This is a genomic window from Nocardia salmonicida (genome assembly GCF_036142455.1).
Classification (GTDB): Bacteria; Actinomycetota; Actinomycetes; order Mycobacteriales; family Mycobacteriaceae; genus Nocardia; species Nocardia salmonicida.
On the sequence record NZ_CP108014.1, the window covers coordinates 343,996 to 357,243 of the forward strand.

At 67.1% G+C, this 13,248-nt stretch carries 12 protein-coding genes; 7 read left to right on the plus strand and 5 right to left on the minus strand.

The window, feature by feature from the left end:
* The first annotated feature begins 37 nt into the window (after nucleotides 1-37).
* Both OHS03_RS01700 and OHS03_RS01705 read left to right on the plus strand, forming a co-directional pair.
* On the plus strand, nucleotides 38-1,438 hold the full coding sequence (locus OHS03_RS01700) for a glycine--tRNA ligase (protein ID WP_407942494.1): 1,401 nt from the start codon (nucleotides 38-40) through the stop codon (nucleotides 1,436-1,438).
* Between the two features lie 129 nt (nucleotides 1,439-1,567).
* Complete coding sequence (locus OHS03_RS01705; protein WP_328660166.1) at nucleotides 1,568-2,863, plus strand: phthiocerol/phthiodiolone dimycocerosyl transferase family protein; 1,296 nt, start codon at nucleotides 1,568-1,570, stop codon at nucleotides 2,861-2,863.
* A gap of 22 nt (nucleotides 2,864-2,885) precedes the next feature.
* Here the strand turns inward: OHS03_RS01705 and OHS03_RS01710 are convergent, their stop codons facing one another.
* Nucleotides 2,886-3,704 (minus strand): MerR family transcriptional regulator, encoded by an 819-nt coding sequence (locus OHS03_RS01710; RefSeq protein WP_328660168.1) that lies wholly within the window; start codon nucleotides 3,702-3,704, stop codon nucleotides 2,886-2,888.
* Between the two features lie 45 nt (nucleotides 3,705-3,749).
* Entirely contained in the window at nucleotides 3,750-5,735 is a 1,986-nt protein-coding gene (locus OHS03_RS01715) for a TPM domain-containing protein (protein WP_328660170.1), read from the minus strand.
* Nucleotides 5,736-5,804: 69 nt separating this feature from the next.
* Here OHS03_RS01715 and OHS03_RS01720 point away from each other — a divergent pair, with 69 nt between their 5' ends.
* A complete protein-coding gene (locus OHS03_RS01720) occupies nucleotides 5,805-6,482 on the plus strand; it encodes an MBL fold metallo-hydrolase (protein ID WP_328660172.1) in 678 nt (225 codons plus the stop codon).
* Between the two features lie 13 nt (nucleotides 6,483-6,495).
* Here the strand turns inward: OHS03_RS01720 and OHS03_RS01725 are convergent, their stop codons facing one another.
* Entirely contained in the window at nucleotides 6,496-6,912 is a 417-nt protein-coding gene (locus OHS03_RS01725) for a DoxX family protein (RefSeq protein WP_328660174.1), read from the minus strand.
* Nucleotides 6,913-6,995: 83 nt separating this feature from the next.
* On the opposite strand from OHS03_RS01725, the gene OHS03_RS01730 reads away from it, so the two are divergent.
* From OHS03_RS01730 to dnaG, 4 genes are all read left to right on the plus strand, one after another.
* Entirely contained in the window at nucleotides 6,996-7,919 is a 924-nt protein-coding gene (locus OHS03_RS01730) for a LysR family transcriptional regulator (protein ID WP_328660176.1), read from the plus strand.
* 119 nt (nucleotides 7,920-8,038) lie between these two features.
* A complete protein-coding gene (locus OHS03_RS01735; protein WP_328664046.1) occupies nucleotides 8,039-8,617 on the plus strand; it encodes a YdcF family protein in 579 nt (192 codons plus the stop codon).
* A gap of 1 nt (nucleotide 8,618) precedes the next feature.
* Nucleotides 8,619-9,872, plus strand: a complete 1,254-nt coding sequence (locus OHS03_RS01740; RefSeq protein ID WP_062988205.1) for a deoxyguanosinetriphosphate triphosphohydrolase — start codon at nucleotides 8,619-8,621, stop codon at nucleotides 9,870-9,872.
* A 25-nt stretch (nucleotides 9,873-9,897) separates the two neighbouring features.
* Nucleotides 9,898-11,823: a DNA primase gene (gene dnaG, locus OHS03_RS01745; protein ID WP_328660177.1), complete on the plus strand. Its 1,926-nt coding sequence runs from the start codon at nucleotides 9,898-9,900 to the stop codon at nucleotides 11,821-11,823.
* Between the two features lie 12 nt (nucleotides 11,824-11,835).
* Here the strand turns inward: dnaG and OHS03_RS01750 are convergent, their stop codons facing one another.
* On the minus strand, nucleotides 11,836-12,591 hold the full coding sequence (locus OHS03_RS01750) for a class I SAM-dependent methyltransferase (protein WP_328660179.1): 756 nt from the start codon (nucleotides 12,589-12,591) through the stop codon (nucleotides 11,836-11,838).
* A 170-nt stretch (nucleotides 12,592-12,761) separates the two neighbouring features.
* Nucleotides 12,762-13,154 carry a DUF4870 domain-containing protein gene (locus OHS03_RS01755; protein WP_328660181.1) on the minus strand — a complete coding sequence of 131 codons (393 nt, stop codon included), beginning with the start codon at nucleotides 13,152-13,154 and terminating at the stop codon, nucleotides 12,762-12,764.
* Between the last annotated feature and the right edge of the window lie 94 nt (nucleotides 13,155-13,248).

Sequence of the window (13,248 nt, forward strand, 5' to 3'; positions counted from 1 at the left end):
CCGGTACGGCATGCCGAACAATTCCGACTCGCAGTGGATGGAGAAATCTCGCGTGGCACCCAAGTCGAAGGTGGACACCGTTGCCAACCTCGCCAAGCGCCGGGGTCTGGTCTACCCGTGCGGTGAGATCTACGGAGGCACCAAGTCGGCGTGGGACTACGGTCCGCTCGGCGTCGAACTGAAGGACAACATCAAGCGGCAGTGGTGGCGGACCATGGTCACCAGCCGCGACGATGTCGTCGGCCTCGACTCCTCGGTGATCCTGCCGCGCCAGGTCTGGGAGGCCTCGGGCCACGTGGCCACCTTCTCCGATCCGCTGGTCGAGTCGCTGCACACGCACAAGCGTTACCGCGCCGACCATCTCATCGAGGCCTACGAGGCCAAGCACGGCCACCCGCCCGCCAACGGCCTGGCCGACATCAACGATCCCGACACCGGTCAGCCCGGCAAGTGGACCGAGCCGCGTAACTTCTCCGGCTTGCTCAAGACCTTCCTCGGCCCGGTCGACGACGAAGAGGGCATGCACTACCTGCGTCCGGAGACGGCACAGGGCATCTTCGTCAACTTCAAGAACGTCCAGGAGACCGCGCGCAAGAAGCCGCCGTTCGGCATCGCCCAGATCGGCAAGAGCTTCCGCAACGAGATCACGCCGGGCAACTTCATCTTCCGCACGCGTGAGTTCGAGCAGATGGAGATGGAATTCTTCGTCAAGCCGGGCGAGGACGTGGAGTGGCACAAGTACTGGATCGACACCCGTCTGTCCTGGTACACCGACCTCGGCATCGATCCGGAGAACCTGCGCCTGTTCGAGCACCCGAAGGAAAAGCTGTCGCATTACTCGGCGGGCACCACCGACATCGAGTACCGCTTCCGCTTCCAGGGCAGCGAATGGGGCGAGCTCGAGGGCATCGCCAACCGCACCGACTACGACCTCAAGACGCACTCGGAGCACTCCAACGTCGACCTGAGCTACCGCGACCAGGCCAGCGGTGACCGCTACACGCCCTACGTCATCGAGCCCGCGGCCGGTTTGACCCGTTCGCTGATGGCCTTCCTGGTCGACGCCTACACCGTCGATCAGGTGCCGACCGCGAAGGGCACCACCGAAGAGCGGATCAGCCTGCGTCTGGATCCGCGCCTCGCGCCGGTCAAGGCCGCGGTGCTGCCGCTCTCGCGCAACGCCGACCTGACTCCGAAGGCCAAGGATCTCGCCGCCCAGCTGCGTCGCAACTGGAACGTCGACTTCGACGACGCGGGCGCCATCGGTCGCCGCTACCGTCGTCAGGACGAGATCGGTACGCCGTTCTGCATCACCGTCGACTTCGACACCATCGACGACCAGGCGGTGACGATCCGCGAGCGCGACTCGATGGCCCAGGAGCGCATCGCCCTGGACAAGGTCGAGTCCTACCTGGCAGCCCGTCTGATCGGCGCCTGATTCTTCAGGTCGAACGAGCCCGCACCGGCAACTCGGTGCGGGCTCGTTCGCGTCCGCGGTGTGGGCGGTTGATCACACCGCGTCGCTGACGGTTTGCGTTGGCTGCGCGCTTGCCTCACGATCTTCGTTGTGCTGTGGGAACCGGAAGATGTGGTGCGGGTGCTCGACCCGTCGGAACAACGATTCGTGCGGCACGCCACCTTCACCGGACGGTCGGTCACGGTGCTCGGGGAACTGGACGCGGCCGGGCTCGGCGCGGCCTTCGCGGCCCTGCAGCGGAGGTTCCCGATTCTGGTGTGCCGGATCGTCGAGGATGCCGACGGGAACGGAATCCTGTTGCGTCCCGGGGACATCGAGGCCGTCGGGGCGTGGGTGAGTTTCGGTGATCCCGACGAGGTTCGGGTTCCGGCCGAGTCCATGGACCCCGGAGATCAGCTGGCCTATCTGGATGTTGTTCTCGCCGAAGAGGATCGGGCACGGGTCACGTTGTTCGTGCACCACAGCGTGGCCGACGCGGGGCACTGTGTGGAACTGTTCGCGCGGTTGTGGGGCTATTACACCGACTACGTGGAGACCGGGAAGATCGCGGTTCAAGCGGACTCGGCGACCGGCGGCGTGACAGGGGAGTATCCGGTGTCGCTCGAGGCGTTGCTGGCACAGCGCGATATCCGGCGTGCGCGGCGGTCGGGGCTCGAGCCGGTGACGCGTCCGCTCGTAGCCGCCGACTCGGTGAGCGGGGCCGAGCGGTCGGAAGCGGCTCCGGCCTCGCTGGCGCGGCCGGAGCGGATTCAGCTGGACACCGTCGCGACCGCGCGGGTGCTCGACCTGGCTCGTGCGCACGCGGTGAGCGTCAACGGATTGGTCACCGCGGCGGTGTTGCGAGCCTATGCCGATCTCTCCGGTGCGGACAGCGTCTCGTGCGTGTATCCGGTCGATCTGCGCAGGCGACTCGACCCGCCGGTCGAGGCGGTAGCGGGCACCAACCTGTCCGGCCTTGCCGCGTTCCGCGCTGACGCCGCCGACACCGAGAACCTCGTCGTCCTCGCTCGCCGGATCGGCACGAGCCTGCACGACGACCTGGCCGAGGGCGTGATCGAACAATCCGTCCTGCACTTCCCCGATTTCTTCGGACCCCACCGGATCCACTCCACCGCAGGCCACATCGCCCTCACCAACACCGGAACGGTGCCGACGTTCCGCGCCCCCGCCGGAGTGATCCTCGACGACTACGAGATCGTCTACCTCTCCGCACACCCCCGCCCGTCGACGGGGGCGTCCGCGGCCGTCACCTTCCTCGTTTACACCTATCTCGGCAGGCTGACCATCGGCCGTTTGGGCGGCGGCGCGCTCGCCTCCGAATTGCTGGATGCCGTGGCGTCAGAGCTGTCCTGGTCGTCTGCCGGTCAGGAAGCCGCGACTGCTTGAGTTCAGCGGTCGCTCGCCCGCGTCACCGCGGAGCGAGAGGCTCCTGCAGTTCGGTGACCCAGCCATCGGGATCGGGCGTCCATTGCAGGGTGACCTCGCGGACCGGTGCGCCGGTGCGATACCCGTTGTCCTCCACCCAGCGGCCGAGCGCCTGCCACGCCGAGCCGATTCCGCTCACATTCCCGTGATGGACGGTGGTCGCCACGTGTTCGAGCGCGGGCAGATCGACGATCGAGAAGTCCGGGGCCGCAGCGGGTTCCACGTTCACCGGCACACAGGCGTGCACCTCCACCGTTCCGTCGTCCCGCGCGTCGTAGTAGGCGATCGCGGGACCCGCGATCGTGATCCCGGCCTTCGCCAGCCGGTCGGACAGTTCGCTGAACAGCGGACCGATCACCGGGCTGATCGCCTGGGGTTCGAATCCCGAAGCCCAGCTGGACGATTCGGCCACCCTGACCGTGGGCACCGACTTGATCACCACATCCTGATCGGGCATGACGCCCTCCTTTTCGATGATTCGGAGTCTCGCTTCGACCTCGGTCAGCCGCGAACGGTCGGCCGCGATCCGCTGTTCCAACTCGGCTCGGCGCAAGGTGAGCATGCCGCGTAGTTCTGCCGCGTCGGGCCCCGGCTCGAGCATTCTGCCCACCTGCTCCAGGGTGAACCCGAGCTCTTTGAGCGCGATGAGCCGGTTGAGGCGAGCCAGTTGCGCCGCCGCGTAGAACCGGTACCCGGTGGCCGCGTCGACCCTGGCAGGCGGCAACAAACCCACCGCGTCGTAGTGGCGCAGCATGCGCACCGACACCTGACCGTGCCTGGCGAAATCTCCGATACTGAACATGACGCCTTCCGGTGTACGGCCTCACACAGTGAGAGAGTCAAGCGCTCAGAATCTGCCGCCCCGGCTGACCCGTCGTGATCCCGACGAGCCGCCGTAAGAGCCCGGGCGGTAGCCACCGCCGCCTCCGCCATAGCCACCACGGTGCGAACCGCCGCTCATCGCGCCGCGGAGTAGTTCGTTCAGGAGGATTCCGCCCAGCACCGCACCGGTCTGGGAGCCGCCGCCCGACATCGGCTGGCGCGTCTCCCATGCCTGCACACTGGCCTGCGCCTGCTGCATGGCCCGACCGCCGAGCTCGGCGGCGGTCTGTGCGCTGACGAGTGCCCGTTCGGGGTCACTGCCTGCGAGTCCGCGTGCCTCGGCGAGGTGGCGTTGCGCCTCGGAGAGCCGGGTGCGCGCCTCCGCGTCGACGCCGCCGCGCCGAGTGGTGATGAACGACGACGCCGCATCGATGCGTGCGGACGCGTCGGTGAGGGTGCGATCGAGTCGGCGTCGCAGATCCTCCACTGCCAGTTTGCGATCCGAGGCCGCCGCGATCGCATGGTCCAGTTCGGCATCAGCGGTGACCGCAGTGTGGAAGGTGCCGAGGGGATCGCTGTCAGCGTTCGGGGCATCGAGGGCTGCGGTGGCGGACGAGACCGCAGCGGCGAGGTCGGGGGCGCCGAATTCGGTGAGGCTCTTGGCCGTGCCCAAGTCGGTGCGCAGTTCCTCGAGGGCGGCTGGGAGACCATCGCGCGCTTGCTGGATATTCGTCGCGGCCTGGTCGACCGCATCGAGCAGAGCCCTGGCCTGCCCGATCGCACCCTCCGCCGCACGGATCGCCGCGACCGCACCACCCTGCTGCCCGACAGGCTGGGTGAGCGCTGTGCGAGCGGAATCGATGTTGTTCTCGGCGAAAGTGATCCGCTCCTGCGCCATCCGCACGTTGTCGTGAATCGGCGCGATCACCGAGGGCGGATAGGTCGAACCCAGGCGGGCGAGTTCGGCTTCGGAGTCCGGCATGCGCGCGGTCAGCTCGACGATGTCGCGGGTGAGCGTGTCCAGCCGAGCGGGCGCGTCGATGAGCAGATCGCGCATGGCGTCGAAATCGGCGACTTGCGAGTCGAGTTCGCGATCGGCCTTGCCCGCCGTGGCGATCAGCTCGATGAGCATGGCGCGCTGCTGGTCCGGCGTCTCCGGAATCGCGTCGTCGAGTTGCTGACGAATCGTGAACGCCTTCGCGGTGGCGGCGCGGGCGGCATCGAGCGCGGAGCGGAACGGCGTCACCGCGGTGTCGCCGAATTCGCTGGTGGCCAAGGTCAATTCCTCGGCGCTGGTCCGTACGGCATCGTCGATCTCGACCAGTCGCTCGCGGGAGAGCGCGTGCAGGGTCGGCAGCGACAATCTCGCCAGTGCTGCGGAGTCGGTCGGGTCCACCTCGCGCGCGGTGGTCAGCTCAGCGCGAGCCCTGTCGCCACGGCGCTTGCGCGAGAACAACATCAGGCCACCGGCCACCACGATCACAGCCAGTCCGATGAGGATCAGCACACCCCACGGGACCCCACCGCCCCGTATCGCCGAACCGATTCCCTCGGCGGTGTCGACCGCGGCCTGTGCCCACTTCTGTTCGCGCAGATCGGGTTCCACCGAACCCGCGAGCAGCGAGTCCAGTTCGGAATCGCTCACCCCTTCGGGGAGGGTGCCGTCGAGCCAGTAGCCGCGGTCGTCGACGGCCACTGCCAGCAGCAGATCGTGATCGCTGAAGCCGGAGAGGTCGGAAGTGCGGGCAGCCCAGTCGCGTGGCGCCATCGACCCGAAGGTACGCACATAGTTCACCCACAGCTTGACCTGGTGATCACGGTAGAGGGTGTCGACCGCGTCGAGCACGCGCTCCTCGTCGCCCGCGCCGAGCACGTTCGCGGTGTCGACCACCTGCGGACCCATCCGCGCGGGCGGTTCGGCGACGGCACTCGGCGCGCACAGCAGACTCAACACGGCGAACACCGCGCAGAGCACGGAAACCGAACGTGGGGCCGAACTCGACAGCGGCATGTGTCGAATCTAACCGTCGCGACCGACACGAGCGCGACATCGCAGCGCGTGGCTTCTACGATCGGACGCATGGTCACAGTCGCTCGCCAGTACACAGGTCACGTCACCGCGGGCGAGGACGCCCAGCAGCGCGACGTCCCCGGCGCCCGCATCGTGAAGATGTCCGTCGGTCCGATGGACAACAACACCTATCTGATCCAGAGCACCGCCACCGGCGCTGCCGTGCTGATCGACGCCGCCAACGACGCCGAGCGCATCATCGAACTCACCACGCTCGAGACCCCCGGCCAGATCGAACAGCTCGTCACCACCCACCGCCACCCCGATCACTGGCAGGCACTGACCGAGGTCACCAAGTCCCTCGACGTCCCCACCGCCGCCCACACCCTCGACGCCGACCACATCCCGGTCCGCCCCGACCGCCTGCTCGAGGACGGCGACACCCTCGAAATCGGCGACCTCGTCCTCCACGTCATCCACCTGCGCGGCCACACCCCGGGCTCGATCGCCCTCGCCCTCACCGACAACGCAGGCCACACCCACCTCTTCACCGGCGACTCACTTTTCCCAGGTGGAGTCGGGAAAACTCACAGTCCCGCCGACTTCGACACCCTCCTCACCGACGTCACCATCAAACTCTTCGACCGCTACCCCGACGAGACCGTCGTCTACCCGGGCCACGGCGACGACACCACTCTCGGCGCCGATCGCGCGAATCTGCCCGAATGGCGTGCGCGGGGTTGGTGAGGCTCTTCGGGAGTCAGCGCAGCGTGAGAGCCGGTCCGGTGAGAGTCAGGCCCAGGTCGGCGGTGTAGGCGAAGACCGCGAAGAAGGTCAGCGCGGCACCGGCTAGGGCGAGGTCCTTGTTGAAATGGACCATCTCGTGTTGCTTGGCCTCGGCATCGGTCTCCTTCCAGAAGGCGTGCATCAGGAAGGCCGTCGGCACCAGGAACACCACCAGGACAAGCGATCCGAGATCGCCCCACGCCCCGAGTAGCACGCTCGTTCCCGCGACCAGCATGGCCGCACCCGAGGCGTACACCGCCAGGGCGGGCGACGGCACTCCACGGCTCGCGGCATACTGCGCGGTGTCCTTCGCCGCACTCAGATGGCCGACAGCCGCGCCGATGAACAATGCGGAGAACAGGATTCGCCCGATCAGGACTATGACGCTCATGGCTTCCACCTGACCATCGGGAGACGGACCACGTCCAAGTCCGATCCGACGTGGCCGATACCGAGCGGGTATCGTCGCAGCTCATGGACCTCCGTCTCCTGCGATACTTCACGACGGTGGCCGAGGAACTCCACTTCGGTCGCGCCGCCGCTCGGCTGTATATGACCCAGCCGCCGCTGAGCAGGGCGATCAAGCAGCTCGAGGCCGACCTCGGCTACGAACTGCTGCGCCGCTCATCGACCGGCGTGGCCCTCACGCCCGCCGGCGCCGCGCTCTACGACGAGGCCCGCGACCTGCTGGTCCAGGCCGATCGAGTGCGCGCCAAGGTCGCAGTCGCCGCAGGGGCGGACACCACCATCACCATCGGCACCTTGGCCGAACAGGCAGGCGCCCGACTGGCGGCCGCTTACCGAGCCGCGCACCCGGACGTGCAGGTGCACATCAGAGAAGGTGACTTCGCCGACCCGACAGCGGGACTGCGCGCCGGACGCGTCGACGTAGCTCTCACCCGCACGCCCTTCGACGAAACAGGCATCACCACACAGGTTCTGCGCACCGACCCCGTCGGCGTCGTACTGCGCGTCGATGATCCGTTCGCCGACCGCCCGAACCTGCACCTGCGAGAGCTGGCAGATCGACACTGGTTCCAGCTGCCCCCCGACACCGACCCGATCTGGCGCGGCTACTGGTCGCACCCGACCGATCCCGACACCGGGCCGGTGGTGCGGACCGTCCACGAATGTCAGCAAACCGTCCTGTGGAACGGCACCGTGGGACTCACGCCGCTCGGTCATCCGGTTCCGGACGGCCTGGTGGTGGTCCCGCTCGTCGACAAGCCGCCCAGCAGCCTCGTGCTGGCCTGGAACAGCGCCGCACACACCCCGCTGATCCGCTCGTTCGTCGACGTCGCAGCGACGATCGCGTGGACACCGATCGGTAGTTCACCGGAACGGAATCCGCTGGTGACCGCTGACCACACGGCGCGTCGGACCGACCTGGCAGACTGACGAGGGTGAAATCGGGTTTCTCGCGAACGTCAGCGCCCGCCCCGGATGTCAGGCATCCGCGCGGGCTGGTGTCGACGGTCTCGGTGTGGTTCGTCCGGTTGATCGCCGGGGCGGTGCTGATGGGGTTGGCGTTGGTGGCCGGGACGGCGGTCCGGGTCTGGCAGGTCGCGCGGATCGACGACTACACCCCCGCGAACGCGATCGTGGTGCTCGGCGCGGCGCAGTATTCGGGGACGCCGTCGTCGGTGTTCGAAGCGCGGTTGTATCAGGCGTGGCGACTCTACGAAGCCGGTGTGGCGCCCACGGTGATCACCGTGGGCGGCAAGCAAGAGGGCGACCTCTACACCGAAGCCGCCTCGGGCAAACAGTATTTGGAGGACAAAGGCGTTCCGAGCGAGAACATCCTCGCAGTGGAGACCGGGTCCGACACCCTGCGCAGCATCGAAGCCGTCGCGACAGCGATGGGGGAGCGCGACATGTCATCAGCCGTACTCGTGAGCGATCCATGGCATTCACTGCGAACCAGGACGATGGCTCGCGACGCAGGCTTGGAGGCGTGGACCGCACCTACCCGCACCGGACCGGCCGTCTACACGAGGGAGTCGCAATTCCACGGCATCGCCCGCGAAACCGGCGCGCTGCTCTGGTACCAGCTCACTCATTTCTCGGCAGATTTCTCTTATGAGGCGGGACAGTGAGATGACACGGACCTATACCCCGCACGACCAGGAACGCATGGTCCACGAGCCGGGCAAGACCGCGTGGCCAGGTGCCGCGGACAAGGGCCATCGCAGTGAGTTCTCCCGTGATCGTGCCCGTGTGCTGCATTCCGCCGCGCTGCGTCGTCTCGCCGATAAGACCCAGGTCATGGGCCCGCGCGAGGGTGATACCCCGCGCACCCGCCTGACCCACTCCCTCGAAGTGGCCCAGATCGGGCGCAGTATCGCCGACGGTGTCGGCGCCGACCCCGACCTCGTCGACCTGGCGGGCCTTGCCCACGACATCGGCCACCCGCCCTACGGTCACAACGGTGAACGTGCGCTCGACGAATTCGCCGACGAATACGGCGGTTTCGAAGGCAACGCGCAGAACCTGCGCATCCTGACCCGCCTCGAACCCAAGATCCTCGACGCCGACGGCGAAAGCTTCGGGCTCAACCTGACCCGGGCAGCCCTGGACGCGACCCTCAAATACCCCTGGGGCAGAAGCGGTTCCGGCACCAAGTTCGGCGCCTACGACGACGACCTCGAGCGCCTGGCCTGGGTCCGCAAAGACGCGCCCGACCGCAAGCAGAGCCTGGAATGCCAGATCATGGACTGGTCCGACGACGTCGCCTACTCGGTGCACGACGTGGAGGACGGCGTGATCGTCGGCCGCATCGACCTGCGCGCCCTCGCCGACCCGGCCGAGCAGGCCGCGCTCGCCGAACAGGGCCACGGCCAGCACCCCGACCAGTCGATCGAAGCGCTCGCCGCCGCCGCCCAACGGCTCTCCGAACTCGACATCGTGGCCGACGCCGCGACCTACGACGGCAGCTTCGCCGCCTCGGTGGCGTTGAAGCGGCTCACCAGCGAACTGGTCGGCCGCTTCGCCACCGCCGCGATCTCGGCCACCCACGAGCGCTACGGCCAGGGCCCGCTCATCCGCTACGAGGCCGATCTGATCGTGCCGCCGATCGTGGCCGCCGAGGTCGCCGTCCTCAAGACCGTGGCGTTGCGCTACGTGCGCTCCGACCCCGGCCACCTCGCCCGCCAGCAGACCCAGCGCGACCGCGTACAGGCCGTCGCCGACCGCCTGCTCACCACCGCGCCCGCCCACCTCGACGATCAGATGCTGCCCTGGTTCAACGCCGCCGCCACCGAGGCCGCGCGCGTGCGCGTGGTGATCGACCAGATCGCCTCCTACACCGAGAGCCGGTTCGAACGCGTCGCCGCCTCGCTGGACTGCCGCTGAGCAGACCCGACTAGACTCGCTCATCGTGGCCGGACGAATCCCAGATCGCGATATCGCGGCGATCCGTGAACGTGTCCGGATCGAAGATGTAGTCGGTGAGTACGTGGCGCTCAAGCGCGCGGGCGCCGACTCGATCAAAGGTCTGTGCCCGTTCCACGACGAGAAGTCGCCGTCGTTCCATGTGCGTCCCAACCACGGGCTGTTCCACTGCTTCGGCTGTGGTGAGGGCGGGGACGTCTACAAGTTCCTGCAGCAGATGGAACACATCGGTTTCGTCGAGGCCGTCGAGCAGATGGCTGATCGCATCGGCTACCAGATCAACTACGAGGGTGGCGGCACTTCGGTGCAGCGCGACCGCGGTACCCGCTCGCGGTTGGTCGCCGCCAATGCCGCCGCGCACGAGTACTACATGGCCTTGCTGCACGAACCCGAGGCCGAGGCCGCCCGCACATATCTGACCGACCGCAACTTCGACAAGGCGTCCTGGCAGCAGTTCGGTTGCGGTTACGCGCCCGCGGGCTGGGACGGCCTGACCAAGCATCTGCAGCGCCTCGGTTTCGAGTTCAAGGAGTTGGAAGCGGCGGGGTTGTCCAAGCAGGGCAAGCGCGGTCCGATCGACCGGTTCCATCGGCGCCTGCTGTGGCCGATCCGCAATCTGGGCGGTGAGGTGATCGGGTTCGGCGCGCGCAAGCTGTTCGACGACGACACCATGCCCGGCAAGTACGTGAACACGCCGGAAACGTTGCTGTACAAGAAGTCTCAGGTACTGTTCGGACTCGACCACGCCAAACGCGACATCTCCAAGGGCCATCAGGCTGTGGTCGTCGAGGGCTACACCGACGTGATGGCCATGCACCTGGCCGGGGTGAAGACCGCGGTCGCGTCCTGCGGCACCGCTTTCGGCGAAGAGCATCTGCAGGTGCTGCGCAGGCTGCTGATGGACGACAACTTCTGGCGCGGCGAGATCATCTACACCTTCGACGGTGACGCGGCGGGCCAGGCTGCGGCGTTGAAGGCGTTCAGCGGTGATCAGCGGCTGGCCGGACAGACCTACATCGCGGTCGCGCCCGACGGGCAGGATCCGTGCGAGTTGCGTCAGCACTCCGGTGACAGTGCTGTGCGTGATCTGGTGGCACGGCGAACCCCGCTGTACGAGTTCGTGATTCGTGGTCTGCTCGCCGAACACAATCTCGACGATGTCGAGGGTCGCGTCGAAGCGTTGCGCCGTACGGTGCCCGTGGTGGCCCAGATCAAGGACAACGCCACCCGCAAGGGGTATGCCACCAAGCTGGCCGGCTGGGTCGGCTGGGACGACATCCAGCTGGTCGTGCGCCGGGTCGGTGAAGAGGCGAAGAAGAACCGGGCGGGCGGCAATGCCACGCCTGCCCTGAAGTCGGGCGCCGCGGCGCTTCCCGCGCCCCGCGTCGAGGAGAGTTCCTCGGTGCGGCCTGCCCCCAACGATCCGGTGCTGTTCGCGCAGCGCCAATCCCTCAGCGCCGCACTGCAATACCCAGGCATCGCGGGCGTCGCCTTCGACGCCATCGACGCCGCCGCCTTCACCCACCCCGCCTACGTGGCGGTGCGCATCATGATCGACCGAGCGGGCGGCACGGCGGCCGGGCTCAGCGGCGCGGAATGGGTCGCCGCCGTCGCCGACCACACCGACGACCTGATGATCCGCGCCCTGGTCTCCGAACTGGCCAACGAGCAGCTCCCGGTGCGCACCCAGAACGACACCCCGCGCTTCATCACCGGCATCCTCGCCCGCACCCAGGAAGCCTGGGTGGGCCGCCAGATCGCCGAGCTCAAATCGAAGCTGCAGCGGTTGTCCGCCAGCGAGGAGCCCGACACCTACATGGCGTTGTTCGGTGACCTGGTGGCGCTGGAGCAGTACCGCAAGAGCCTCGCGGCCCAGGCGATGGGCAACGAGGGCTACGCGGCCGGAGCCTGACAGCTCGGTGGGTCATGGTTTGGTGGCCTCGGTGAGTGTGCGGCTGGAATACGCGACGAACGGCCCCTCCTGCTGGATTCGATCATGGAGCCGACGCAACTGATCGCGGTAGCCCTCCACGGTGAACCCAGGGACCATCCAGATCACCTTGCGCAGGAAGTACACGACGGCACCGATGTCATCGAACTCTGTGCGCAGGCGCTCGGTCCGCTGGCTGATGATCTCCAGGCCGGCGGCGCGCGCGGCAGCGGCTTCGTCGTCGGGGTGGCGCCCTCGCCGGGCTTCCGGTTGCGGACCGAGAAAATACTCGACCAGTTCGAACACACTGGCAGGCCCGACGTGCTGCGCGAAATACGTTCCGCCCGTTTGCAGTACGCGGGCGATCTCGGTCCACCAGACGGTGGCCGGATGCCGACTGGTGACCAGGTCGAACGCGTTGTCGGCAAACGGCAACGGTGGCTCGTCGGGTGCGGCCACGACAACCACACCGCGCGGGTGCAGCAACGCCGTCGCCTTGGCGATATTCGGCGGCCACGACTCGGTGGCAACCATGGTCCGCGGAAACAACTCCGCCTCACCCAGAACCTCGCCACCACCGGTCTGAATGTCCAGAGCAGCGGAGGCGGTCTTCAGCCGACCACTCATCAGCCGCTGATAACCCCACGAAGGCCGCGCTTCGCTGGCCCGCCCATCGAGCCAGGAGAAGTCCCACCCCTCCACCGGCGCCGACGCTGCTTCATCGACCAGATCCTCGAAAGTCCGTCCCATGTGGAATCACTATGCCAGCGACGACCCCAGACCACGAATGCATAAACCGCGGGTCGAATTAGGACGTTTGCCCTGGTAGACGCATAGACGTCAATGGCCCGAGATAGCCTCGGGCCATTGATCTTCGGAGTGTTGGGAGCGGCCGCCGTGCGGGGACTTCGAGTACGTAGCTACTTGACCGAACTGGCCAACTGATCGGCATACGGGGCAATGAATTTCCCGACGATGGGAAGCTCTACGCGGGCACCGCCGCTGTTGTTTGCCCCGACCATCGCCATGATCCAGACCACGACCGCGAAGACCGCGAGCGCTAGTCCGGCGAGGCTGAAGATGATCCCCAGGACTCCGAGTAGCGAGCCGACGATGCTCAGAACAATATTGAGCACCGAGACCGCGCCGAAGAAGATGATCGATTGTGCGGCATGGAATTTCACATCGGGATCAGTCTTTCCCACGAAGAGGAAGATGATTCCGGTGAGCCAGCCCAGCGCGTACGACAGGATCGCGCTGGTCTTCTTGTCCAAGCCAGAGGGCTGTGTGTGGTTCGAGGGAGAAGATGTCATGGGGTAAGTAGATGCCGCACTCGCCCCCTACCGATCCCAACTTTCAGCACGAAATCGCAGGTCGCGCGCCAGCCGAGGAAGGTTCTGTTCTGGT